This window comes from Telluria sp. LT1R51-2, from assembly GCF_059685775.1.
The window spans coordinates 125,979-151,710 of sequence record NZ_JCASIM010000001.1; the positions used below are offsets into that span (position 1 = coordinate 125,979).

The 25,732-nt window shown below is 64.0% G+C and carries 21 protein-coding genes; 13 read left to right on the forward strand and 8 right to left on the reverse strand.

All coding sequences use genetic code 11. The features are described 5' to 3' along the window. Positions 1-17: 17 nt before the first annotated feature. The 4 genes from AC56LH_RS00595 to hpaR all read left to right on the forward strand — a co-directional run bounded on the left by AC56LH_RS00595 (position 18) and on the right by hpaR (position 4,276). Positions 18-1,166, forward strand: a complete 1,149-nt coding sequence (locus tag AC56LH_RS00595; protein ID WP_499643129.1) for an OmpA family protein — start codon at positions 18-20, stop codon at positions 1,164-1,166. 212 nt (positions 1,167-1,378) lie between these two features. Continuing rightward, positions 1,379-2,485 carry an S-(hydroxymethyl)glutathione dehydrogenase/class III alcohol dehydrogenase gene (locus tag AC56LH_RS00600; protein WP_499643130.1) on the forward strand — a complete coding sequence of 369 codons (1,107 nt, stop codon included), beginning with the start codon at positions 1,379-1,381 and terminating at the stop codon, positions 2,483-2,485. 209 nt (positions 2,486-2,694) lie between these two features. Then, entirely contained in the window at positions 2,695-3,540 is an 846-nt protein-coding gene (locus AC56LH_RS00605; RefSeq protein ID WP_499643131.1) for a hypothetical protein, read from the forward strand. Between the two features lie 247 nt (positions 3,541-3,787). Beyond that, a complete protein-coding gene (gene hpaR / locus AC56LH_RS00610; protein WP_499575626.1) occupies positions 3,788-4,276 on the forward strand; it encodes a homoprotocatechuate degradation operon regulator HpaR in 489 nt (162 codons plus the stop codon). Positions 4,277-4,312: 36 nt separating this feature from the next. Here hpaR and AC56LH_RS00615 read toward each other — a convergent pair whose 3' ends face one another. Continuing rightward, on the reverse strand, positions 4,313-4,858 hold the full coding sequence (locus AC56LH_RS00615) for an SRPBCC family protein (RefSeq protein WP_499643132.1): 546 nt from the start codon (positions 4,856-4,858) through the stop codon (positions 4,313-4,315). 167 nt (positions 4,859-5,025) lie between these two features. Between AC56LH_RS00615 and AC56LH_RS00620 the strand changes: the two genes are divergently transcribed. Together AC56LH_RS00620 and AC56LH_RS00625 are read left to right on the forward strand one after the other, a co-directional pair. Continuing rightward, positions 5,026-5,427 (forward strand): GFA family protein, encoded by a 402-nt coding sequence (locus tag AC56LH_RS00620; protein ID WP_499643133.1) that lies wholly within the window; start codon positions 5,026-5,028, stop codon positions 5,425-5,427. Between the two features lie 79 nt (positions 5,428-5,506). Beyond that, entirely contained in the window at positions 5,507-7,819 is a 2,313-nt protein-coding gene (locus AC56LH_RS00625; RefSeq protein WP_499643135.1) for a UvrD-helicase domain-containing protein, read from the forward strand. Positions 7,820-7,882: 63 nt separating this feature from the next. On the opposite strand, the gene AC56LH_RS00630 is transcribed toward AC56LH_RS00625, so the two are convergent. From AC56LH_RS00630 to AC56LH_RS00640, 3 genes are read right to left on the reverse strand one after another with little or no spacing between them, the layout of a single operon-like run. Then, positions 7,883-8,668: a BPSS1780 family membrane protein gene (locus AC56LH_RS00630; RefSeq protein WP_499643137.1), complete on the reverse strand. Its 786-nt coding sequence runs from the start codon at positions 8,666-8,668 to the stop codon at positions 7,883-7,885. Further along, entirely contained in the window at positions 8,665-9,684 is a 1,020-nt protein-coding gene (locus tag AC56LH_RS00635; protein ID WP_499643139.1) for a homoserine kinase, read from the reverse strand. The genes AC56LH_RS00630 and AC56LH_RS00635 overlap by 4 nt, the downstream gene beginning before the upstream one ends. Positions 9,685-9,736: 52 nt before the next feature. Continuing rightward, a complete protein-coding gene (locus AC56LH_RS00640; RefSeq protein WP_499643141.1) occupies positions 9,737-10,279 on the reverse strand; it encodes a hypothetical protein in 543 nt (180 codons plus the stop codon). Between the two features lie 194 nt (positions 10,280-10,473). On the opposite strand from AC56LH_RS00640, the gene polA reads away from it, so the two are divergent. The 4 genes from polA (at position 10,474) to AC56LH_RS00660 (ending at position 18,310) form a co-directional block, all read left to right on the forward strand. Then, the gene (polA, locus tag AC56LH_RS00645; protein ID WP_499643143.1) at positions 10,474-13,248 is read left to right on the forward strand and encodes a DNA polymerase I; all 2,775 of its coding nucleotides are present in this window, start codon (positions 10,474-10,476) and stop codon (positions 13,246-13,248) included. A gap of 120 nt (positions 13,249-13,368) precedes the next feature. Beyond that, positions 13,369-16,305 (forward strand): hybrid sensor histidine kinase/response regulator, encoded by a 2,937-nt coding sequence (locus AC56LH_RS00650; RefSeq protein ID WP_499643145.1) that lies wholly within the window; start codon positions 13,369-13,371, stop codon positions 16,303-16,305. Positions 16,306-16,374: 69 nt separating this feature from the next. Next, on the forward strand, positions 16,375-17,259 hold the full coding sequence (locus AC56LH_RS00655; RefSeq protein WP_499643147.1) for a dienelactone hydrolase family protein: 885 nt from the start codon (positions 16,375-16,377) through the stop codon (positions 17,257-17,259). Between the two features lie 352 nt (positions 17,260-17,611). Continuing rightward, positions 17,612-18,310, forward strand: coding sequence for a ZIP family metal transporter (locus tag AC56LH_RS00660; RefSeq protein ID WP_370660872.1), 699 nt, complete (start codon positions 17,612-17,614; stop codon positions 18,308-18,310). A gap of 80 nt (positions 18,311-18,390) precedes the next feature. On the opposite strand, the gene AC56LH_RS00665 is transcribed toward AC56LH_RS00660, so the two are convergent. The 3 genes from AC56LH_RS00665 to AC56LH_RS00675 all read right to left on the reverse strand — a co-directional run bounded on the left by AC56LH_RS00665 (position 18,391) and on the right by AC56LH_RS00675 (position 21,349). Continuing rightward, entirely contained in the window at positions 18,391-19,245 is an 855-nt protein-coding gene (locus AC56LH_RS00665; protein ID WP_499643149.1) for a sulfurtransferase, read from the reverse strand. 10 nt (positions 19,246-19,255) lie between these two features. After that, positions 19,256-20,176, reverse strand: coding sequence for a DMT family transporter (locus AC56LH_RS00670; protein ID WP_499643151.1), 921 nt, complete (start codon positions 20,174-20,176; stop codon positions 19,256-19,258). Between the two features lie 72 nt (positions 20,177-20,248). Next, on the reverse strand, positions 20,249-21,349 hold the full coding sequence (locus AC56LH_RS00675) for an aromatic ring-hydroxylating oxygenase subunit alpha (RefSeq protein WP_499643153.1): 1,101 nt from the start codon (positions 21,347-21,349) through the stop codon (positions 20,249-20,251). Between the two features lie 331 nt (positions 21,350-21,680). On the opposite strand from AC56LH_RS00675, the gene AC56LH_RS00680 reads away from it, so the two are divergent. From AC56LH_RS00680 to dxs, 3 genes are read left to right on the forward strand one after another with little or no spacing between them, the layout of a single operon-like run. Beyond that, a complete protein-coding gene (locus AC56LH_RS00680) occupies positions 21,681-21,947 on the forward strand; it encodes an exodeoxyribonuclease VII small subunit (protein WP_499453287.1) in 267 nt (88 codons plus the stop codon). Further along, a complete protein-coding gene (locus AC56LH_RS00685; RefSeq protein ID WP_499643155.1) occupies positions 21,944-22,837 on the forward strand; it encodes a polyprenyl synthetase family protein in 894 nt (297 codons plus the stop codon). The genes AC56LH_RS00680 and AC56LH_RS00685 overlap by 4 nt, the downstream gene beginning before the upstream one ends. After that, positions 22,838-24,712 (forward strand): 1-deoxy-D-xylulose-5-phosphate synthase, encoded by a 1,875-nt coding sequence (dxs, locus tag AC56LH_RS00690; RefSeq protein WP_499643157.1) that lies wholly within the window; start codon positions 22,838-22,840, stop codon positions 24,710-24,712. It abuts the gene before it with no gap. Between the two features lie 89 nt (positions 24,713-24,801). Here dxs and AC56LH_RS00695 read toward each other — a convergent pair whose 3' ends face one another. Further along, positions 24,802-25,725, reverse strand: a complete 924-nt coding sequence (locus AC56LH_RS00695) for a hypothetical protein (RefSeq protein WP_499643159.1) — start codon at positions 25,723-25,725, stop codon at positions 24,802-24,804. Positions 25,726-25,732: the final 7 nt, after the last annotated feature.

Here is a 25,732-nt window from a genome sequence, read left to right on the forward strand (position 1 = left end):
CCGGTCCGGAACCCACCATGAAAACCACACTCACACTGCTCGCCTGCGCCATCCTTGCCGGCGCCGGCATCAACGCCGCCAGCGCGGCGGGCCAGGACCGGAGCACCGTCAACAGCGATACCATCGATCCCGACTGGGCCGACAGCGCCTGGTATGCCGGCGCCGGCCTGGGTCAGGGCCGCGCCAAGATCGACGACGAGCGCATCGGGCGCAGCCTGACCGCCAACGGCGCCAGCCTCGAGTCGTTCACAACGGACCAGCGCGATCTCGGCTACAAGGTGTTCGTCGGCAAGAAGTTCAACCGCTACTTCGCGGTCGAGGCCGGGTACTTTGACATTGGCACCTTCGGCTTCCAGGCAACCACGTCCGGCAACGGCACCCTGCGCGGCGAAACGAGCTTTCGTGGCGTCAACCTCGACCTGATCGGCCATCTGCCATTGACTGCGCGCCTGTCGGCACTGGCACGCGTCGGCGGCCAGTACGGTCGCTCGACGGCGCATTTTTCGGGCAACCGGCTCAATGGCGTGACTGCCCCGAATCCCGAGAAAGAAGAAAAGTTCCAGGCCAAGGTCGGCCTCGGCCTGCAATACCAGATCAACGATGCCTGGGCCGTGCGCGGCGAGATCGAACGCTATCGTCTGCGTGACCCGCTGGGCAACCGCGGCGAGATGGACCTGGCGTCGATCAGCCTGATCCGTGCGTTCGGCCGGCCTGCAGCCCGCCCGATCCCGGCGCCGGAGCCGGTGGTCATGCAGCCGGAAGTGCAACCAGTGGCCCCAGTCGTGCAGCCGGCGCCGCAGCCCGTGTCGGAGAAGGTGTCGTTTGCGGCCGAAGCGCTGTTCGACTTCGACCGGGCCGTGGTCAAGCCTGAAGGCAAGACAGGGCTGGACGAGTTGATGAGCAAGCTGCAGGGCATGGATACCGAAGTCATGATTGCCGTGGGCCATACCGACTCGGTTGGCTCGGACGCGTACAACCAGACACTGTCGCTGCGCCGCGCCGATGCCGTCAAGGCGTACCTGGTCTCGAAAGGTCTGGACCAGGCGCGCCTGTACACCGAGGGCAAGGGCGAAACGCAGCCGGTCGCGGACAATGGCACAGCCGAAGGACGGGCGAAGAATCGCCGCGTCGTGATCGAAGTGGTGGGCACGCGTACCAGCCGCTGAGCCATTACCCTTCGGCGTCATCCAACCGCGCCGTCCCCGCTGGAAACAGCCGGGACGGCGTTGTTGCCTCTGCGGCACGGCCTCGTTGCAGGATCAACGGCGACAGGGCTGCATCCGCCGGCCTGCGCGGCCATGATGCGCCAGGCGCGTTATCATGGGGTCTTTGCAGCGCACGTGCGTGCGCGGATCACCTCAAGCGACGGGAAAACGACATGAAAACCAAGGCAGCAATTGCGTGGAAGGCGGGTCAGCCGCTGACGATCGAAGAAGTGGACCTCGAAGGCCCGAAGGCCGGTGAAGTGCTGGTCGAAATCAAGGCCACCGGCATTTGCCACACTGACTACTACACACTGTCGGGCGCCGACCCGGAAGGCATCTTCCCGTCAATCCTGGGCCATGAAGGCGCCGGCGTGGTGGTCGATGTCGGCCCGGGGGTGACCAGCCTGCGTAAAGACGATCACGTGATTCCGCTGTACACGCCGGAATGCCGGCAGTGCAAATTCTGCCTGTCGCAAAAGACCAACCTGTGCCAGGCGATCCGCACGACGCAGGGCCGTGGCCTGATGCCGGATGCAACGTCACGCTTCTCGATCGACGGCCAGCCGATCTATCACTACATGGGCACGTCGACCTTCTCGAACTACATCGTGGTGCCCGAGATCGCGCTGGCGAAGGTGCGCAACGACGCGCCGTTCGACAAGATCTGCTATATCGGTTGCGGCGTGACCACCGGCATTGGCGCGGTGATTTTCACTGCCAAGGTCGAGGCGGGCGCGAATGTGGTCGTGTTCGGCCTGGGCGGCATCGGTCTGAACGTGATTCAGGCAGCCCGGATGGTGGGCGCCGACAAGATCATCGGTGTCGACCTGAACCCGGAACGTGAAGCGATGGCGCGCAAGTTCGGTATGACCCATTTCATCAATCCGACCCAGGTCGAGAACGTGGTCGACGCCATTGTTCAATTGACTGATGGCGGCGCTGACTACAGCTTCGAGTGCATCGGCAACGTGAACACGATGCGCCAGGCGCTCGAGTGCTGCCACAAGGGCTGGGGCAAGTCGATCATCATCGGCGTTGCCGCTGCCGGTCAGGAAATTGCCACCCGTCCGTTCCAGCTGGTGACCGGCCGCGAATGGAAGGGCTCGGCCTTCGGCGGCGCGCGCGGTCGCACCGACGTGCCGAAGATCGTCGACTGGTACATGGAAAACAAGATCAATATCGACGATCTGATCACCCATCACCTGCCGCTCGACCGGATCAACGAGGGTTTCGACCTGATGAAGTCGGGCGAATCGATCCGCTCGGTGGTCGTCTATTGATCGCTGCAGGCCTTACAGCCTGCACCATCTGCATGTGATGCACGCGGCCTTCGGGCCGCGTTGTCGTTACGGGCCTTGATTGACGGTCTGCGCCGCGATTTCGACGGCCTGTCGCAGCGCGCTGGCTCGTGACGGAGGCGGCGGCTAGAGTGTTCTCATCGCCGGCGCGTCCGGTCCGTTGTCATCGTTCCTGGCCCAAGGAGAACCTCATGCCGCATTCCATACTGCTCACGCGCCGACTGGCGCTCCCTTTCATCGGCCTGACGCTGTGCGCCGCATCGCTGGCGCTGATCACGCCGGCGCAGGCCGTCGCGACAGACAGCATGCGCGCCGTCCGCCTGAACCAGGGTGAACCGTACGCCATCGTGCGCGGCAAGGAAGGCAGCTTCAATATCAGCGGCAGCAGCGACGACTGGCCGGCAGTCAAGGCGGCCCAGCGCGCCATTCCCGGCGAGTTCATCTGGTTCCGTGAAGACGGGCGCGATTACGTGATCCAGAATGCGGCAGTCATGGCCAAAGTGCATACGGCCTGGGCGCCGCTGGATCGGCTGAGTGCCCGCATGGACGTGCACAGCAAGCAAATGGATGTCCACAGCAAGAAAATGGACGCGCTGGGCCGTGAGATGGACCGCGTTGCCGTCAGCAAGGACAATGTGCCGAGCGAGCGCGACATGCGCGAGATCGATGGCGGCATGCAGGCGCTGAGCCAGCATATGGAACGCTTGAGCAGCCAGATGGAAACAGCGCGTGATCAGACCGAGCGCGAGCGCCTCAGCCGCGAAATGGCGGCGACCGGTGCGCGCATGAACGCGGCGGGCCGGCAGATCGGTCAGGCCTACGACTCACCGCAGATGCGCAAGTCGCACGCATCGATGGAGGCGATCGGTCGCCAGATGGAAGAGGCCGGCAAGCCGATGCACGTACTTGGCGAGCAAATGGGCATGCTGGGCAAGGAGATGGAGCGCGAAAGCAAGGTTGCCGACAAGACGGTGCGCGCGTTGATCCGCGAAGCACGCGCAAAGGGATTGGCGCGGCCGGCGCCGGCTGCAGGCTGATGATGGTGCCAGGTAGCGTGGGCGGGAGACCCGCCCACGCTACAGCATCAGGCCATCGAGCTGACCTTTTGTGCGTCGGAATGGCTGCGGTAATATCTGTTCACAAAAAATTCGCTTGGAATCGGCTTCGTGAAGCGAAATCCATCCGGCTGGCAAGTATATTAGTCAGCCAGGCACGATTGCCGCGCATCCGTGCGCAGCGGCCGATGCAGAACCAGAGACAGAATTACCTATTACGGAGCATTCCTTGGCCCGCCGGATTACCCACCGCAATCTTCCCCAGCTTTTTCTGAAGGCACGCGAATCGTTGTTGCTGCACTTCCGTCCCATCCTCAACCATTTCGGCGTGACCGAGCAGCAATGGCGCATCCTGCGCGTGCTGGACGAGCACGAGCAGCTGGAACCACGCGAGATGTGCGAACTGTGCCAGATCCTGAGTCCCAGCATGACGGGCGTGCTGTCGCGGATGGAAGAGCTGGGACTGATCGAGCGCCAGCGTGTGGCAGCCGACCAGCGCCGCATCTGGGTGCGCCTCGCTCCAAAAGGCGACCGCCTGATCGACGATATCGCCCCGCTCATCGAACGCCAGTACAAATTGATCGAAGCGGCCTATGGCCCGCAGGTCGTGGCCGATCTGTCGCTGGCGCTCGAAGGTTTTATTGCGGCGCAGACGACGCCGGTGGAACGGGTGGCGCTGCCGGCATCGATCAAACCGGTCAACAGCCGCCGGCCTTGACCGGCGTACCGGTGCCCGCGAGGGTGCACGGGTCGATCAGTGCTGATCGACCTTGCCGCGCCAGGCGCCGGTTTCGCTGCCGCGCTGCTCCAGCAACTCCTTGAAGTTGGCCAGGTTGGCGCGCGCTTCCATGCGCACGGCGCCCAGGGCGTCGCCCAGGGTTTCCAGCGTACCTTCCGGCTCGTAATCCATCTGCAGCGCAATGCGCGTGACGGTGTCCGAGATCTTGTGGAAGGTGACGACGCCGCCATTTTTCACGCCGGTGACGCTGCGCCATGTAATACGATTGTCCGGGATCTGTTCAGTGATCTCGGCATCCCATTCTTTCTCTTCGCCGGCGACATTGGCGCGCCAATGCAGGTGCTTGTCGTCGAGCTGGCGGATTTCCTTCACGCTCTTCATGAATTGCGGGAAGTCTTCGAACTGCGTGAACTGGTTGTAGGCAGTGCTCACGGGCACATTGATTTCGATGGTTTCAACGATGCCCGAGCTGGCGCCAAAGCCATTGTTTCCCTTGAATTTTTTCGACAGCATCACGCCGCCAACGGCCAGTGCGGCCATGGTCACTACGCGTCCTAGCATGATCATTCTCCTTATTAAGATTTTCACGGGCTTGTCGCAAAGCTGGTGTTAACATAAGCGAAACACTCGTCACACGGCGCGCGCTTGGGAAGCATGAGTTCCGACAATTGAGCACAGTTGATGAGATTTCCACGACGAAATGTACGAAGATAACGACAGGAGACGTGATGACGTTCATTGGTGGATGTTCCTGCGGCGCAGTCCGGTTCGAAACCGATGGCGACCCTTTCAACAGCACGTTGTGTCACTGCGCGGATTGCCGCAAGGCGTCCGGTGCGCCGGCGTTTGCGTGGTTCAGTGTGGCAAGCAATGCGCTGCGCTGGACTGCCGGCCAGCTGCAGGTACGCAGGTCGAGCAACCAGGCCGTGCGCGGTTTCTGCGCGGCGTGCGGCACGACGCTGACCTATCAGGACCACCGTTGGCCCGAGGAGATCGATGTCGCGACCGCCAGCCTGGATGACCCGAACCAGGTGCCGCCAGCGGATCACGTGTTTGTACGCAGCCGCCTGGGCTGGCTCAAACTCGATGACGGCCTGCCGCAATTCCAGACGACGCGCTCGAACGGTTAGTCAGTAGCATGCCCATGGGTCACGCGTACGCCACGAAACTGGATGGGCATACAGTATATCGCGGCGGTATAATGGCCAGATGCTGAAACTCGACACCCTGAATCCTGAACAATTTGCTGCCGTCACCTTGCCGGCGCAAAGCGCCCTGATCCTGGCCGGCGCCGGCTCGGGCAAGACGCGCGTCCTGACCACGCGCATTGCCTGGCTGATCCAGACCAATCAGGTCTCGCCTGCCGGCATCATGGCGGTGACATTCACGAACAAGGCCGCGAAAGAAATGCTCACGCGCCTGTCGTCGATGTTGCCGATCAACACGCGGGGCATGTGGATCGGCACCTTCCACGGCCTGTGCAACCGGTTGCTGCGCACGCATTACCGCGACGCCGCGCTGCCGCAGACGTTCCAGATTCTCGATTCGCAGGATCAGCTGTCGCTGATCAAGCGCATGCTCAAGGCGCACAACGTCGACGATGACAAGTACCCGGCCAAGGCGCTGATGTACTTCATCAACAACGCCAAAGACCAGGGCTTGCGCGCGTCGCAGGTCGAAGCCTACGACCCGATCGAGCGCCGCATGGTCGAACTGTATGAACTGTACGACCAGCAATGCCAGCGCGAAGGCGTCGTCGATTTCGCCGAACTGCTGCTGCGCTCCTACGAACTGCTGGCACGCAATACGCCGCTGCGTCACCACTACCAGATGCGCTTCCGTCACATCCTGGTCGACGAGTTCCAGGATACCAATGACCTGCAATACAACCTGCTGAAGCTGCTGGCGGGGCAGGGCGAGTCGGGCGGCGGTGCCATCTTTGCCGTCGGCGACGATGACCAGAGCATTTATGCCTTCCGCGGCGCCAACGTCGGCAATATGTCGGCGTTCGAACGCGACTACCAGGTCAAGAACCTGATCAAGCTCGAGCAGAACTACCGCTCGCATGGTCACATCCTCGACAGCGCCAACTTCCTGATCGCCAACAACGCCAAGCGCCTGGGCAAGAACCTGCGCACGGATGCCGGCCAGGGCGAACAGGTGCGCGTGTACGAAGCCTCGTCCGACCTTGAAGAAGCGCAGTGGATCATCGAAGAATCCAAGAGCCTGATGAACGAGGGCATGGGCCGCAACGAGATCGCGATCCTGTACCGCAGCAATGCACAAAGCCGCGTGATCGAGCATGCGCTGTTCGCGGCCGGCATTCCCTATACGGTGTACGGCGGCCTGCGCTACTTCCAGCGCGCCGAGGTCAAGCACGCGATTGCCTATCTGCAGCTGATGGACAATCCGCACAATGATTCGGCCTTCATGCGCGTGGTGAACTTCCCCACGCGCGGCATCGGCGCGCGCTCGATCGAGCAGTTGCAGATGGCCGCTGACAGCTACGGCATTTCGCTATACGCGGCGGTGCCGTACATGACGGGCAAGGCCGGCACCGTGCTGGGCAACTTCGTCAAGCTGATCGAAGGCGCGCGCTTCGAGACCCAGCAATTGCCGCTGCCTGAACTGGTGCGCGTGGTGCTCGAGCGCAGTACGCTGCTGGCGCACTACGGCAACGAAAAAGAAGGCGCCGACCGCATCGAAAACCTGGAGCAGATGGTCAGCGCTGCGACCCAGTTCGTGCAGGAAGAAGGGTTCGGCACGCAGGCGCCGGCCCATCTCGGCCCGCCGGCGCAGGCGCAGGCCGGCGAATCGGTTGTCTTCCAGGATGGTATCGAGATCCTCGATGCCGGCGCGCCACTGCCCACCGTGATGTCGCCGCTGTCGGCGTTCCTGTCGCACGCATCGCTCGAAGCGGGCGACGCCCAGGCGCAGGCCGGGCAAGAGGCGCTGCAACTGATGACGGTGCACTCGGCCAAGGGCCTCGAATTCGATGCCGTGTTCATCACGGGCCTCGAAGAAGGCCTGTTCCCTCATGAAAGCAGTGCGCGCGAAGCCGACGGTGTCGACGAAGAACGGCGCCTGATGTACGTGGCGATCACGCGCGCGCGCCGCCGTCTGTACATGAGCTTTACGCAGCAGCGCATGCTGCATGGCCAGACCCGCTTCAACATGAAATCGCGCTTCTTCGACGAACTGCCTGAAGAATCGATCAAGTGGCTGTCGCCACGCGTCCAGGGCAACTGGTTCGGCGGGCGCAAGTCGACGACGGCATGGGACGACGCCAAGTTTCGCGAAGGCGGTAGCGACAACAAGATCGCGCAGCAGATCACGCAAAAGGCGGGCAATGGCACCGGCTGGCGCGTGGGCGAGAGTGTGGTCCACGCCAAGTTCGGCGAAGGCGTGATCGTCAATATCGAGGGCGGCGCTGGCGCGGCGCGGGCCCAGATCAACTTTGGTTCGGCGGGGGTGAAGGTGCTGGATCTGTCGATCGCGAAGCTGGAGCGGGTGGGCCGCTAAGGGAATAGCAAACGCTGGCGGCATAGCCGCCAGCGTTGGGTGATTGCTGCTGATCGTTCCTGATTACCGCTGCTTGTCGAGGCTGACCTTGCTGCCTGGCTCTGCTGGCGGCTTGCCGAAGATCTCGCGGTAGCCCACATACAGCGCGCACTGCAGCAGCAGGATGAACAAGAAGATCACCCACATGATCACGACGCGGGCGATGCTGCTACCGCCCAGGATGACGGCGATCACCATGCATACGGTAAAGAAGATGCCGAACCACGCCAGCAGCATCACGATGAAAATACCGGCGCTGCGCTTGACGGCAAAGAAGCTGTAGAACACGGCCTTGAGCGGCGGCATTTTTTGCCAGTACGTCAGTGGCGCGGCGAAGCACAGCGAGATCAACGCCACCACGTCGAGCGCAAAGATCAGGAACATCGCCAGCACGTCCTGGCCTGCCAGCACGGCCGGCGTGCCACTGGTGCTCTGGGCCTGCACCTGTTCCCAGAAGTCGGGCTGCACGGCAAAGCGCGTGATCAGCGCCAGGATCAGCGATACGCCCAGATACACGATGCCGACCTTGCACAGTTCGCGCAGCACCGGCTTGCGAAAGCCCGTCAGCGCCACGGCCGGTGTGACGCGCTGGCCGTTCTCGATCATCGAGCACGCCATCATGAATGCCATCGAGAACGATGGAATCAGCACCACGGCCACCATCGCGCCCAGCAGCGGTACGGCACTGATCAGGATGCTGACCAGGATATTGGCGAACAGCAGCGTGGTCAGCGCGGCCGGTTGTTGACGAAACAGCAGGGCGCCATTCTTGAGCCAGGTCCAGCCGGTAGATGCAGGTAGTTTGTTCATGTAATGACAGTGGTGGGCAAGCCCGGCGCGGGCTGCGCGATGCGCTCGCGCAGAATACGTTCGAAATGGGTGGGGTCGTGCGGCGTCAACAGCTCGGCCGCGCGGGGAAGGTGCAGATCATACAGGCGTGACAGCCAGAAGCGTAGCGCGCCAGCGCGCAGCAGCGGTTGCCATGCGTCGCGCTCGTCGGCCGTGAATGGCCGCACCGCGTGGTAGGCATCGAGCAGGGCGCGCACGCGCGCCTCGTCCAGCGTGCCCGTGGCCAGATCGACGCACCAGTCGTTGACGGTCACGGCCACGTCGTACAGCCAGGTGTCGATGCCTGCAAAATAAAAGTCGAAGCAACCGCTCAGGCGCTCGCCCTCGAACATCACGTTGTTGCGAAACAGGTCGGCGTGCACCGGGCCGCGCGTCAGGTTGGCATAGGTAGCGCTCGCGGCGAATGCGGCCTGGAACGCGACTTCGTCCCGCAGCAGGGTAGCTTCGGCTTTGCTCAGGAGCGGCGCCACCTCGGGTGCGGTCGCCGTCCACCAGTCGATGCCGCGCAGGTTCGGCTGCTGCAGCGCAAAGTCGTGCGCCGCCAGGTGCATCCGCGCCAGCATGCGGCCCACTTCGGCGCAATGGACTGGCTGAGGATCAAGTTGCGAGCTGCCATTCAGGCGACTGACGATGATCGCCGGCTTGCCGTGCAGACTCACGACCAGTTCGCCGTCGTGATTGGGCACCGGCGCCGGCACGGGAATGCCGCGTTCGGCCAGGTGGCGCATCAGGTTGACATAGAAGGGGAGCTGATCGAAGCGCAGGTTCTCGAAGATCGTCAGCACGTAGTGACCAGACTGCGGACCGGACTGCGGACCGGACTGCGGACCGGACTGCGGACCGCGCTCGGTATTCAAGAAGAAATTGCTGTTGTCGATGCCGGAGGAAATGCCTTCGAGCCCGACGGCCTGGCCGAGGGGGAACTGCTTGATCCACTGGTGAAGGTCATCCAGTGAGACCGCGGTGAAAACTGCCATGAGCTAGCAAGAAAGAGAAGTGGACACTGCCGCGCGAACGCGGCAGGCGGGATCATTGTTTGGTGGTCGGCTCGAGCGCCGGTGGCGGCGGCACATCGGCGCGGGCCGGGACGGTCCCGGCGGCACCGGCACGGGCGGGCGCCGCGGCAGCTGGCTGCTCGTCGGTGTTCTGTTTCTTGGGATTGCCAAAATCAAATTCCATCACTTGCCATTGTGGGGCGCGGATGCTGCTGCCCGAGATATCGCCTGGTTGGGCATTTCCCGGTGCAACGTTGGGCTTCATGGTGTAGCGGCTTGGGCCAGCTTGCACTTCGACTTCGTTGACCTTGCCATCGTTGCCGCGTTTCTCGGTGATGACCGTGCCTTTGCGCGGCGGGATCGTCACGGCAGGCACATCGCTGCCCGGCTCGATGCGCTCGAGCTGCGGCGGTGCGTCGCTTGGGCGTTGTTGCTGGGCTGGCGTGGCTGGCGTCGTGGCGCGTGGCGCCGGCTGGGTCTGCGTTTGCGGTGGGGTGGTCGGCTGCGCCGAGGCCAGGCCCGCGTGGGCGAACAGGCACAGCGTCAGGAGGGCAAAGCGGGGTGTCGAGCGCAGCATGATGGTCACCTAATGTCGTTTAGTCCATTGTAGCAAACAGTACCGCCTCCCTGTGAAACGTGTGCCACATCCCATGATTGCCGCGAGGAATTGAGACGCTGGAGCGGGCGCTGCTCATCCTGCGGATTCTGCGATAATGGCAGCGACCCTGGCGCCACTCTCGACGCCGCATGCTTACCTGATTTTCGCCCCCTATGGACAATACCCTTCTGCTCGTCGACGGTTCCAGCTATCTCTACCGTGCCTTCCACGCATTGCCCGACCTGAGGAGCCCGGACGGCTTCCCGACCGGCGCGATGCACGGCATGGTCAACATGCTGCGCCGCCTGCGCGCCGACTTTCCTGCCGCCTACATTGCCTGCGTGTTCGATGCCAAGGGCAAGACCTTCCGCGACGACCTGTATCCCGAGTACAAGGCCACGCGTGCGTCGATGCCGGAAGACCTGGGCAAGCAGATCGAGCCGATCCACGAAGTGGTGCGGCTCATGGGCTGGCCGATCCTGATGGTCGAGGGTGTCGAGGCCGACGACGTGATCGGCACGCTCGCCGTGCAGGCGACCGCGCGCGGCATGAAGACGGTCGTGTCCACCGGCGACAAGGATCTGGCCCAGCTCGTCAACGACAAGGTCATGCTGATCAATACGATGAGCAACGAGCGCCTGGACGACGCCGGCGTGCTGGCCAAGTTCGGCGTGCCGCCAAACCGCATCATCGATTACCTGACCCTCGTCGGCGACACCGTCGACAACGTCCCGGGCGTGCCCAAGTGCGGTCCGAAAACAGCCGTCAAGTGGCTCACGCTGCACGGCTCGCTCGATGGCGTGATGGAAAACGCCGGCAGCATCGGTGGCGCCGTGGGTGAAAACCTGCGCGCCGCGCTCGACTGGCTGCCGAAAGGCCGCGAACTGATCACCGTGAAAACCGACTGCGACTTGGTCAAGCACGTGGTGTCGTTCGAAGAAACGCTCATTGGCCGACCGGAAGATGCCGACGCGCTGCGCGAATTTTTCAGCCGCTACGGCTTCAAGACGATGCTGCGCGACCTGGGCGGCGCCAAAGCCAGCGACGGCAGCGTGCGCCCGGCCGCCGGCAGCGCGCCGGGTGGCGGTCCGCTCAACTCACCGGAAGGCGCACAGGCCACGCTCGATGGCATGCCGGTCATCAAGGGCGAGTACGAGACGATTCTCACTGACGCCCAGCTGGACACCTGGCTGGCGCTGGTCGACGCGGCTTCCCTGACGTCGGTCGACACCGAAACCACCTCGCTCGATCCGATGACGGCGCAGATGGTGGGCATTTCGCTGTCGGTCGAACCGGGCAAGGGCGCCTACATCCCGCTGGCGCACCGTTATGCCGGCGCGCCTGACCAGCTCGAGCGCGAACACGTGCTGGAAAAGATGCGCGCCTGGCTGGAAAATCCGGCCAAGCCCAAGCTCGGCCAGAACCTCAAGTACGACATGCATATCTTCGCCAACCATGGCATCGCCCTGAAGGGCATCGTGCACGACACGCTGCTGCAGTCGTACGTATTCGAGTCGCACAAGCCGCACGACATGGACACGATGGCCATGCGTCACCTGGGTTACACGACGATTCCGTTCGTGGACGTGTGCGGCAAGGGCGTCAACCAGATCTGCTTCGACCAGGTCGAACTGGGCCGCGCCACCGAGTACGCGGCCGAGGATTCCGACATCACGCTGCGCCTGCACGGGTCGATGCTGCCGCACGTCGAAGCCGACAAGGGCCTCACCTACATCTACCGCGACATCGAGATGCCGACGATGGAAGTGCTGCACAAGATCGAGCGCAACGGCGTGCTGATCGACAGCGACCTGCTGGGCGTGCAATCGAACGAACTGGGCAAGCGCATGCTCGAACTCGAGCAGCAGGCCTACGAGCTGGCCGGTGGCCCGTTCAACCTGGGTTCACCGAAGCAGATCGGCGAAATCTTCTTTGTCAAACTCGGCCTGCCGGTGATCAAGAAGACCGCCACCGGCGCGGCGTCGACCGACGAAGAAGTGCTGCAAAAGCTGGCCGAGGATTACCCGCTGCCGAAGATCCTGCTGGAGCATCGCGGCATGTCCAAGCTCAAGTCGACCTATACCGACAAGCTGCCCAAGATGGTCAACGCCAGCACGGGCCGCGTGCACACCAACTACTCGCAGGCGGTGGCGATCACGGGCCGCCTGTCGTCCAATGAGCCGAACTTGCAGAACATCCCGGTGCGCAACGCCGAAGGGCGCCGCATCCGCGAAGCCTTCATCGCGCCGCCGGGGAGCGTGATCGTCTCGGCCGACTATTCGCAGATCGAGCTGCGCATCATGGCGCATATCTCGGGCGACACCGCGATGCTCAAGGCCTTTGCCGATGGCGAAGACATCCACCGCGCGACGGCTGCCGAAATCTTCGGCATCCCGCCCGCCGACGTGCAGAGCGAGCAGCGCCGCTATGCCAAGGTCATCAACTTCGGCCTGATCTACGGCATGAGCGCGTTCGGCCTGGCGGCCAACCTGAACATCGAGCGGGGCGCGGCAGCGAATTATATTGAACGCTATTTCGCGCGCTTCTCGGGCGTGAAGCAGTACATGGACGAGACGCGCCTGCAGGCCAAGGCACGCGGCTATGTCGAAACAGTGTTTGGCCGCCGCCTGTGGCTGCCCGAGATCAATTCGCCGAACGGCCCGCGCCGCGCCGGCGCCGAACGGGCCGCAATCAATGCGCCGATGCAGGGAACGGCGGCTGACCTGATCAAGCTGGCGATGATCGCCGTGCAGGGCTGGCTCGAAACCGAACAGCTGGCCACGCGCATGATCATGCAGGTGCACGATGAACTGGTGCTCGAGGTGCCGCAGGCCGAACTCGAACTGGTGCGTGTGAAGCTGCCTGAGCTGATGGCCGGCGTGGCAACGCTGAAGGTGCCGTTGGTGGCCGAAACGGGCGTGGGCGAGAACTGGGAAAAGGCGCACTAAGTAATCCATGTGCATTCGGGCCGGCGCGCTTCGCGTGCCGCCAGCCGGTAACCGGACCCCGATAACCACAATTCGGTACGCATCACGCGCTTGTTCAGCACTTGTATGTGAGAATAAGTCATGTTTACGCAACCCGACTATGCGGCGCTGTTTACGGCGTCGCCATACCCTTACCTGCTCATCAACCGCGACTTCATCATCATTGGTGCGAATCCCGCATATCTGCAGTCCACCGGGCGCACTGCAGAGCAGATTGTCGGCTTGCATATCTTCGAGGCCTTTCCGGCCGATCCGAACGACCCCGAGTCGACCAATCTGGCCGAAGTGCGCATCTCGATCGAACAAGCGTTCGCCACGAAGCAGCCGCACACCAGTGCACTGCTGCGGTACGCGGTGCCGCGCGAGACGCCGGAGGGCCGCGTGTTCGACGAGCGTTACTGGAGCGCAATCCACACGCCGGTATTCGACGCTGTGGGCGACGTGGTGTTCGTGTCGCAGAACGCCATCGACGTCACGGACCTGTACCGCTTCGATGTCGCCACCCGCAAGTACTACCTCAAGCAGGGTGTGAACGCGGTGCCGGACATGCCGCAGATGAACCGGCCGCAGATGCACGAGGCAATGACGCGCATCCTGAGCCTGGAGCGTAGCCAGTTGCAGAAAATGTTCAACCAGGCCCCGAGTTTCATTGCGGTGCTCACTGGTGAGCAGCATGTGTTCGAGATGGCCAACGAAGCGTATTACCAGCTGGTTGGGCACCGCGAACTGATTGGCAAGCCATTGCTCGAAGCGCTACCCGAGGTGATGGCGCAAGGCGTGCACCGCATGCTGGATGACGTCTTCGCGAGCGGTGAGCCGGTCGTGCTGCGCGATTCGAAGATCTCGCTGCAGCGTCATCCTGACGGCCCGCTCGAGGACCGGTACATCGACCTGCTGTACCAGCCGATCGTCGACCAGGACGGGCGGGTGACGGGCATCTTTGCCCAGGGCAGCGATGTTACCGGCGCTTATCGGGCAGCGCAGGCGCTGTCCGAAAAAGTCGGGCAGCTCGAAGAAATCAGGGCGAGCCAGGCATTCCAGCTGGCGCTGGCCGACCGCATCCGCCAGTTCGATGACCCCGATGACGTGATCGAGGCAGCATGCGCGCTGCTGGGGCACGCACTGGGCGTCACGCGCGTGCTGTACGCCCGGATCGACGACGCGGAGGGCACTGCCAGCATCCGCCACGACTGGACCGCGACGGGCAGCGCCAGCCTGGCCGGCCGGGTCATGACCATGAACGACTTCGGTCCCGGCCTGATCGCGGCGCTGCGCACCGGGCGGACGATCGCCAACGATGACGTCGCGCAGGATCGCTTCACCCTCGACCATACCGCGGCGTATGCCGACATCGGCATTCGCGCCGATCTGCTGGTGCCGTTCGTGAAGGCCGGCAAACTGATCGTCGTGCTGACCGTGCAGGATGCCGCGCCGCGCGTGTGGCGCGAGGCCGAATTGCGGATGGCGCAGGAAACCGCCGAGCGCACCTGGTCGGCTGTCGAAGCAGCCCGCGCCCGCGCCGCGCTGCGCAGCGAACGCGATCAGAGCCAGAGCATCTTCGACAGCATGGGCGAGGGCTTCGCGGTGCTGGACAAGGATTGGCGGATCCTGCGCATGAACGCCGAAGGATTGCGCCTGACCCAGCTCCGCGCCGAAGACGTCATCGGTCGCGACCACTGGGAAATCTGGCCCGAGTTGCTGGGGACGCACGTCGAAACGGTGTACCGGCGCGTGATGGAGACCGGGGTGACCGAAATCATCGAGCTGCCCGTGTCCATGCCGGATGGGCGGCAGATCTGGATGGAGGTGCGCACGCACCGTTCGATCGATGGCGGCATCGCGTTCTTCTTCCGCGACGTCACCGAGCGTCGCCAGGCGCAAGAGCAGCTGACCGTGGCCGACCGGCGCAAGGATGAATTCCTGGCGATGCTGGCGCACGAGCTGCGCAATCCACTGGCGCCCATCGGCGCGGCCGCCGACCTGCTGCAACGGGCGCGGCTCGATGAAGCGCAGGTGCGCCAGACCAGCCAGATCATCGGGCGCCAGGTGCGCCACATGACGAGTCTCGTCGACGACCTGCTGGACGTATCGCGCGTGACGCGCGGGCTGGTGGCGCTGCACCGCGAGCGCCTGGACATCCGGCATATCGTGAACGACGCGATCGAGCAGGTCACGCCATTGATCCACGCCCGGCGGCAGCACCTGACGCTGGCGCTGCCGCCGCAGTCGCCGCTGGTCGAGGGCGATCGCAAGCGCCTGGTGCAGGTGCTTGCTAATTTGCTCAACAATGCGGCAAAGTACACGCACGAGGGTGGTCAGATCACGCTGTCCACCGAAGTGCGCGACACGCACGTGCTGCTGCACGTGACCGACGATGGCATCGGCATGGCGCCCGAGCTGGTGACGCGGGCTTTCGAGCTGTTTTCGCAGGCCGAGCGCTCGTCGGACCGCTCGCTGGGCGGCCTGGGGCTGGGGCTGGCACTGGTAAAAAGCCTGATCGACCTGCATCACGGCAGCGTCACCTGCCAGAGCGCGGGGCAGGGCAAGGGCAGCACCTTCACGGTATGCCTGCCGCGCATGGCCAGCGAGGCGCCCGTCGCCGAGTCCCCGGCCACCGGCACCATGAACGCACCGGCGCCGTCCGACCAGCTGCGCATCATGGTCGTGGATGACAATGAGGACGCGGCGGCGATGCTCGCGCTGCTGCTCGAATCGAACGGGCACGAAGTGCACGTCGAGCATGCCGCGCTGCCGGCGCTGGCCGCGTCCGAGCACGCGGCGCCGCATGTGTTCCTGCTCGATATCGGGCTGCCCGACATCGACGGCGTCGAACTGGCCAGACGCCTGCGTGCCCGCGCCAACGCGCAGCAAGCGGTGCTGGTGGCGATCACCGGCTACGGTCAGGAGCAGGATCGCGCGCGCACGGCGGCCGCCGGCTTCAATCACCATCTGGTCAAACCGGTCGACATGCAGAAGCTGTATGCGATCCTTGGCGATGTGGCGCCCGCGCACACGTAGCACCGTGCGTACCCGGTGCAGGCGATGCTAAACTCGCAAGCCTGTCCACCACTGATCGAAGGGATGACCATGAAAGACCTCGTCAACGACGCCGGCAGCCTGCTCGGCGCGAGCGCATACACCGATGGCGTCGGCCGCCGCGACTTCATCCGGGCCGCCATCGGCACCGGCTTTGCCGCCAGCGCGCTGCCGGTCATGGCGCAGACCCAGATCCAGACCGATACCGACGGCCTCGACGCCGGCGACACGATCCTGGTCATCGACGGCCAGGACGTGCCGGTGTATCGCGCCCAGCCCAAGGGCAAGACGGGGGTGCCGGTGATCCTGGTGATCTCCGAGATCTTCGGTGTGCACGAATACATCAAGGATGTGGTGCGGCGCTTCGCCAAGCAGGGTTACATGGCGATCGCGCCCGACCTGTTCGTGCGCCAAGGCGATGCGACCAAGGCCCCGAGCACGGCCGAACTGATGAAGAACATCGTCTCAAAAACGCCCGATGCGCAGGTGATGTCGGACCTCGACCGCGTGGTCACGTGGGCCCAGCAGCGCGGCGGCGACATTGAAAAACTGGGCATCACCGGTTTTTGCTGGGGCGGCCGCATCACCTGGCTGTACGCGGCGCATAACCTCAAGGTCAAGGCGGGCGTGGCCTGGTATGGCCGCCTGGTGGGCGAAGCGACCGCCACGTCGCCCAAGCACCCGATCGACTTTGCCCAGAACCTGAAAGTGCCGGTGCTGGGCCTGTACGGCGCGAAGGACACCGGCATCCCGGTCGAATCGGTCCAGCGCATGCAGGCTGCACTCGACAAGGGCAACAGCCGCTCGACGATCCATGTGTACCCGGAGTCGGGCCACGCCTTCCACGCCGACTATCGCCCGATGTACAACGCGGCAGACGCGCAGGATGGCTGGAACCGCGCGCTGGCGTGGTTCGCCAAATACGGCGTCGCCTGATCTAGGGAAGCACTGATTAATTCATGGCGGCGGACTTGGCGTTGAAAAGAGCCATCCTGCGGCGTTGTAAATTCTCGCAATAGCTCGCTATTGCTTCGATTTTGCGCCTTGCAGGCTGACTTTTTCAACTGCCAATTCCATCCCCCAGAATAAATCAGTGCTTCCCTAGCAGGCGCCGCCTTGGACGAGGGCAGGCCGGGAGCGGTACAATGCCCGGTTTGCGGCTCGTCGCACGTACAGAACAAGAGGCCTTCAAATCGACCCGTTTTCAGCCCCCTTCATCGACCCGACCCTGCGCTCGATTCTGCTGGCGACGCTCGTCGCCGGCGTCGTCAGCATCTCCGGGGCTGCCATTTTCTCGTTTGCCCTGCTGTCGAAAGTGGTGGAAAAGATGGTCAGCCTGTCGGTGGGCATCATGCTGGCCACATCGCTGCTGCATGCGCTGCCGGAAGCATTCGATTCGGGCGCCGATACCCGGAGCCTGTTTGCCACGCTGCTGGGTGGCCTGCTGGCCTTCTTTTTGCTGGAAAAGGTGGCCCTGTTGCGCCACTCGCATCATCATGAAGGCGATGGCCATCACCACGCCCACGGGCACGATGCGCGTGAAGCGGGCAAGGCCGGCTGGATGATCCTGCTCGGTGACGGCATGCACAACTTCACCGATGGCATCCTGATTGCTGCGGCCTTCCTGGCCAACCCGGAGCTGGGCATCGTCACCGCGCTGGCGATCGTCGCGCATGAAATCCCGCAGGAGATCGGCGACTTCATCGTGCTGCTCAATGCCGGCTTTTCGCGCCTGCGCGCCTATGTGTTCAACCTGCTGTGCAGTCTGATGGCGGTGGCGGGGGGCTTGCTGGGGTACTACACGCTGGACCGGGCCAGCGGCCTGATTCCGTACGTGCTGGTGTTTGCGTCGTCAGGGTTCATCTATATCGCCGTGAGCGATCTGATGCCGCAGATGCAGCGGCGTTCGACGATGCGCGAGTCAATCCCGCAGGTGGTGCTGATCGGATTGGGCGTGGCGATCGTCGTCGCGTTGCACGCGTTTTGATGTCAGCATGATGCGCATGGCGTAGGGTGGACGGCGCTGCCGTCCACGTGTCCACGTGTCCACGCGTCGACGGTCGAGAATTACGCCGCGCCTTTGGCCACCGGCCGTGCAGGATCGGCAACCCACTCGCTCCACGATCCCGGATACAGCGCAGCGCCCGGCAAGCCTGCCACTTCCAGTGCCAGCAGATTGTGGCAGGCAGTCACGCCGGAGCCGCACTGCATGATGGCAGCTGCAGGATCGTCGATCAGTGCACCCAATTCCTCGCGCAGCTGCGCGGCATCCTTGAAGCGCCCGTCAGGTCCCAGATTGTCCTTGAAGAAGCGGTTCTTCGCGCCGGGAATATGCCCGCCCACCGGATCGATGGTCTCGTTTTCGCCGCGATAGCGATCAGCCGCGCGCGCATCGATCACGATCCGTTTGCCGCTTTCCAGATTGTCCAGCACCTCGCGCACCGTCACGGTCGGCACGAACGGCGCCCGGACGCTCAGGGCGCCGCGCGGCCTGGTGCGCACCTCGGTCGTCAACGGCTGCCCGGCGGCGTCCCAGGCAGCCATCCCGCCATCGAGCACCGCCACCGCTTCGTGCCCCAGCCAGCGCAGCAACCACCACAGGCGCGCCGCGAACATGCCGCCGTGCGCGTCATACGCCACCACCTGCGTGGTGTCGTCGATGCCGAAGTCGCGCAGGGCTTCGGCCAGCACTTCCCGGTCGGGCAGCGGATGCCGGCCCAGGAACACGCCATCGGCGCCGTTCTTGGCGCCCGACAGCACCGTCTCGATATCGGCAAATACCGCGCCCGGCAGGTGGCCGCTCGCGTAAGCGCCACGGCCGGCGGCCAGGTTCATCAGATCGTGGCGGCAATCGACGACGACCCAGGCCGGGTCGTCGATGTGCGCAGCCAGGTCGGCGGCAGAAATCAGGGTCTGGTGCATGACGGTTCCTTTACGTTTCGCTGGCGATCGGATCGGTGTCCTTGACGACGGCGCCGCGCGCCGTCTTGCGGGTATTGTAGAACGTCGCGGCTACGCCCGACACCAGGATCACGGCCACGCCCAGCCAGACGTGCCAGTCGAACGTGTCGCCCCACAGCAGCAAACCCCACAGGCACGAGAACACGATGCCGGTGTACTGCAGGTTGGCCACCACCAGCACCTTGCCGACGCGGTAGGCGCGGGTCATGGCCATCTGCGCCATCAGCGCCGCGCCGCCAATCCCGGCCAGCAGCAGCAGGCTGTATGGCGTGTGGGCGTGGAACACGGCGCCCTTTGGTCCGTCGCCGGCCAGCGTCGCGAGCAGGCCCACGACCGCGGTGGTGAGCGAAAAGAAGAACACGACGCGGTATTCGGGCTCGCCCAAGAGGCCCAGTTTGCGCACCTGCATATACGCCGCCGCCGACACCACCGACGAACATACGCCGGCCAGTGCGCCAAGCCATTGCCGGCTTTCGATCGCCGGCTGCAGCACCATCGTCACACCGAAGAAGCTCATGCCGATGGCGACGACCAGCGGCCACTCGGCGTGCTTGGTGCGGGTCCACCAGCCCAGCGCGAACATCCAGGCCGCGATCCAGATCGGGGCCATGTAATTGAGCGTCATGGCCGTGGCCAGCGGCAGGCGGCCGATGGCGAAGAACCACATCCACAGCGCCGTCACGCCGACGAAGCTGCGGATCAGGTGCGATCTGGCGAACGGCGTCCTGAACGTGCCGCCACGGTGGCGCACCATCGCCAGCAGGATGACGGTGCCGATCAGGCCCCGGTACATCAGCAGTTCGGACGTGGAGTAGAACTCGGAGGCGAGCTTGACGCCCGCGCCCATCGCGGCGAACGCGAAGCTGGCGAACAGCATCCAGAGTGAAGCCATGGTATTCCCAATAAAAAAAGGAGGGGCAGCCGACTGGCCACACCCTCCGCAGCGCTGCGTGTCACGACACGACTAGAGAGCCATTTTGCTGCGATACCACTCATGGAAGTGCTGCATGCCGTCCTCCATGGGCGACTGGTACGGACCCACTTCATTGACGCCGCGCGCCACCAGGATCTTGCGGCCGGCATCCATGCGCAGGCCGATTTCATCGTCCTCGACCGCCGTTTCCATGTACGCGGCGCGTTCTGCCTCGACGAACTCGCGCTCGAACAGCACGATCTCTTCGGGGTAGTAGAACTCGACCACGTTGCGCGTCTTGTCCGGGCCATCCGGCCACAGCGTCGACACCACCAGCACATGCGGATACCACTCGACCATGATGTTCGGGTAGAGCGTGAGCCAGATCGCGCCGTACTTCGGCGGCGTACCGTTGTTGAACTTGAGGATCTGCTCCTGCCAGCGTTTGTAGGCAGGCGAGCCGGCCTTTTGCAGCGCGCGGTTCACGCCCACGGTCTGCACGCTGTAATCCTGGCCGAATTCCCATTTCAGGTCATCGCACGAGACGAAGTTGCCCAGGCCCGGGTGGAACGGTTCGACGTGGTAATCCTCGAGGTAGACCTCGATGAAGGTCTTCCAGTTGTAGTCGCACTGGTGCACTTCGACGTGATCGAGCATATAGCCCGAAAAATCGAGGTCTTTCGTCACTGACAGCTGGCCGAGCTTGTCCATCACGTTGTAGCCGTTCTGCTCGAACAGCAGCCCGTTCCAGTTCTGGAGCGGCGTCTTGGACAGGTTCAGGCACGGGGTATCGGCAAAATGCGGCGCGCCGATCAGTTCACCCTTCAGGTCATAGGTCCAGCGATGCAGCGGGCAGACGATGTTGGTCGCATTGCCGCGCCCATTGAACATGAGCGCCTGGCGATGACGGCAGACGTTGGACAGCACCTCGATGCCGTTGGCATTACGCACCAGCATGCGGCCTTCGTGCTCGGCAGCGAGCGTGGCGAAGTCGCCCGTTTCGGGCACCATCAATTCATGGCCGACGTAACGCGGGCCATTCACGAACAGCTGCTGCATCTCTTGTTTGAGCAGCGCCTCGTCAAAATACACAGTTACCGGAAGCTGCGCGTTGGATCGCGCCAGCTTGGCGTGGGTAGCCAGATCGGACATCCCAACCCCCCTTAAATAAGCATCCAAAGAAGAGAAAGAATCCAAAGACCAGTATTTAAGTAAAGGAATACGGTATTTCGGACAGAACCGGCGATTATACTTCGTAACGAGCTCTACCGTCTTGGTCCCGCGCGCGGCTGTTGCGTGCGCTGGTGGGGAAATTGCCTTCGTGGCATGATTTTCATGATGAGGGAGGGGGTGGCCCAATCGATGGACGGGGCTGCATGTTGCGAATGGTGCAATGTGCGCCCCCCGTGGTGTGGGATTGATCTAAAATACGCGATTGGATTGACCCACGGCGCACAACTGGACGCCCTTACGATACCGACCTATGGCAAAGAATATGACAGCGGGCAGCGCAGCAGCAGCGGCGGCGCCACCCGAATCCTTCGAAGGGGCGATGGCCGAACTGGCCCAGCTCGTGACACAGATGGAGTCCGGCGCCTTGCCGCTGGACGCCTCGGTCGCGGCGTATGCGCGCGGCTCCGAACTCGTCAAGTATTGCGCAGGGCAGCTCGAGAAAGTCGAGTCGCAGGTCAAGGTACTTGAAGGCGACATGCTCAAGCCGTTCTCGGGCGACGACGAGGGCGGGCAATGAGCGCGCTGCCGTTCGCCGACTGGACCCGCCAGGTCCAGCACGACGTCGAGGGCGCGCTCGACGCGTTCCTGCCAGCGGCCACCCAGGTGCCGCACAAGCTGCACGAAGCGATGCGCTACACGACGCTGGGCGGCGGCAAGCGCGTGCGCCCGCTGCTGGCGTACGCCGCCGGCGCGCTGTTCGACGCCGACCCGGCCGCGCTTGCGCGGGTGGCAAGCGCCGTCGAAATGATCCACGTGTATTCGCTCGTGCACGACGACATGCCGTGCATGGACGACGACGCGCTGCGCCGTGGCAAGCCGACGGTGCACGTGGCGTATGACGAAGCGACCGCGCTGCTGGTGGGCGACACGCTGCAGGCGCAAGCCTTCACGGTCTTGTCCGAATGCGCCACCGTGCCACCGGCGCGCCTGTTGACGATGGTGCGCCTGCTGGCGCAGGCCGCTGGCTCGAACGGCATGTGCGGCGGCCAGGCGATCGATCTGGATAGCGTGGGCCTGGCCCTGACGCGCGACGAACTCGAACGCATGCACCAGTTGAAAACGGGCGCCATGCTGCGCGTGTCGGTGCTGCTCGGCGCGCTCGCCGGCCGCGACCTGACGCCACTTGAAATCGAAGCCCTGAATGCCTATTCGGCCGCGATTGGCCTGGCGTTCCAGGTGGTCGACGATGTACTTGATGCGACCGCCGACTCGGCCACGCTGGGCAAGACCGCCGGCAAGGATGCGGCCGACAACAAGCCGACCTATGTGTCGATCCTCGGCCTGGCGCCTTCGCGCGACCTGGCAGAGCAATTGCGGCGTGACGCGCATGACGCGCTGGCGCCATTCGGAGAACAAGCACAGCGGCTGCGTGAACTGGCAGACCTGATCGTGCAGCGGAAGGCCTAAATGAACCTGCTAGACAATATCAACGACCCGTCCGACCTGCGCAAGCTGCCGCGCACCCAGCTCACGCCACTGGCCAAGGAGCTGCGCCAGTTCCTGCTCGAGTCGGTTTCGAAAACAGGCGGCCACCTGTCGTCCAACCTGGGCACGGTCGAACTGACCATCGCGCTGCACTACGTGTACGACACGCCGCGCGACCGCATCGTCTGGGACGTCGGCCACCAGACCTATTCGCACAAGATCCTCACCGGCCGCCGCGGCCGCATGCCGTCGCTGCGCCAGTTGAATGGCCTGTCGGGCTTCCCGAAGCGCGACGAAAGCGAGTACGACACGTTCGGCACGGCCCACTCGTCGACCTCGATCTCGGCCGCGCTCGGCATGGCCGCAGCGGCCAAGATCAAGGGTGAAGACCGCCACGCCATCGCCGTCATCGGCGACGGCTCCATGACCGCCGGCATGGCGTTCGAGGCCCTGAACAATGCGGGCGTCGAAGACGACGTGAACCTCCTGGTCATCCTGAACGACAACGACATGTCGATCTCGCCGCCGGTCGGCGCGCTCAATCGCTACCTGGCGCGCCTGCTGTCGGGCCAGTTCTACGCCGCTGCCAAGAACGTGGGCAAGAGCGTGCTGCCGGCGCCCGTGCTCGACCTGGCGCGCAAGCTCGAAGAACATGCGAAGGGCATGGTGGTCCCGGCCACGATGTTCGAGGAATTCGGCTTCAATTACATCGGCCCGATCGACGGCCATGACCTGGAATCCCTGATCCCGACGCTGGAAAACATCAAGAAGCTCAAGGGCCCGCAGTTCCTGCACGTGGTGACCAAGAAGGGCCAGGGCTACAAGCTGGCCGAGGCCGAGCCGATCCTGTACCACGGCACCGGCAAGTTCAATCACCTCGAAGGCATCAAGCCGGCCACCGCGCCGGGCAAGATCACCTACACCGAAGTATTCGGCAACTGGCTGTGCGACATGGCTGCGGCCGATCAGCGCCTGGTCGGCATCACGCCGGCGATGCGCGAAGGCTCGGGCATGGTCCGCTTCCACCAGGAATACCCGCAGCGCTACTTCGACGTCGGCATCGCCGAGCAGCATTCGGTGACGTTCGCCGCCGGCATGGCCACTGAAGGGGTAAAACCTGTATTGGCGATCTACTCGACGTTCCTGCAGCGCGGCTACGACCAGCTGATCCACGACGTGGCGCTGCAGAACCTCGACGTCACCTTTGCGCTGGACCGCGCGGGCCTGGTCGGCGCCGATGGCGCGACCCACGCCGGCAACTACGACCTGGCCTACCTGCGCTGCATCCCGAACATGGTTGTCATGGCCGCGTCGGACGAAAACGAATGCCGCCAGATGCTCACGACGGCTTATCATTATCCGGGCCCTGCGGCCGTGCGCTATCCGCGCGGCGCCGGTGTCGGCACGCCAATCGTGGAGGCCTTGAACTCGATCGAGATCGGCAAGGGCGAAGTGCGCCGTACCGGCAAGAAGGTCGCCATCCTGGCGTTCGGCTCGATGGTCTCGCACAGCATCCTGGCCGGCGACGAACTCGATGCGACGGTTGCAAACATGCGCTTCGTGAAGCCGCTCGACGTCGACCTGGTCAAGCGCCTGGCGCAGGAGCACGACCTGATCGTGACGGTGGAAGAGGGCTGCATCATGGGCGGCGCGGGCGCGGCCGTGATGGAAGCGATGGCCGCTGCCGGCATCGCCAAGCCGGTGCTCAATCTGGGCTTGCCGGATACCTTCATCGACCAGGGCGATCCGGTGGCGCTGCTGTCGTCGGTGGGCCTGGACGCCAAGGGCATCGCGGCATCGATCCGCGCGCGCCTGTCGGCATCCGGTGAACCGCGCCTGGTGGTCAACAACGGCTGACGCGGCTTCTGCGCAGTTTCTGCGCGGCGTGACGCAAAAAAGGGCTGGCGATTCACGCCAGCCCTTTTTTTATCCCGTCTGTCTGACGGTTATTGCGCCTGGCGCGCCTTGAGGCGGTCGGCTTCGGCCACCGGGAACGGCGCACCGAGGACGACAGCGCCGCCGCGGGTGCGGTTCTGCGCCTGGCACTTGTGCGTGCAGGCGGTGGCTGGCGGCGCCACTTCGACGGCATCTTCGCCCATCACCTGACCCATGCGTCCGCCGCTGGCGACCGACCATTGCGACACGCCGCCGCAATGCTGGACCCTGGCCACGCCACCGGTGCGGGTAACGATATTGTTGGTGCACAGCGGTTCGGCGATGCGGTCGGCGAACTGCGGGCTGTCGCGGCCGACGAATTTCGCCGCGTAGTCGTTGCCGAAATTGATGCGCGGCGTGACGGTCAGCGTGGTGTCCTTGAACGGCACCGTATCGCCTTCGCGGTTGCGGAAATTGCGGTTGTCGAAGTAGAACGCGCTTTGCGCCAGCTTGTGCGTGAAGATGGTCTTGGTTTCGTCGCTGCGCTCGACTTCCATCTGGAACAGGCCGCCGGTGGCGCAATCCTTGGCCTGGATCTTCATCGTGACGCCCGGCCCGCTGCGGGTCAGCACGATGTCGGCCGAACTGCTCAGTTCAACGCTGACGGCGCCGTTCAGGACCAGGCCCCGGTGATCGGGCATCTTGCTGTCGAAGACGGGCGTTGCCTTGCCGCCCGTGATGTCTTCCTTGTTGGCGGCGCCGGTCAGCGTGTAATTGAGGATGCCGAACGAGGCGGCGTCGACATCGAACTGGACGTAGCGGCCCTGCACCCGAAACACCGATGTCACGGCGCCCGGCGCGACCGACACCGTCTGTGCGCCGCGTTTGCCCAGTACCGTGAAGCCGCCGCTCTCGCAGCCGGCCGAATCTGCTGCGTACGCAGCCTGCGCAGTCATCAACAGGCCCATGCTGCAAGCCGCCATCCAATTTTTCATGCTGTTC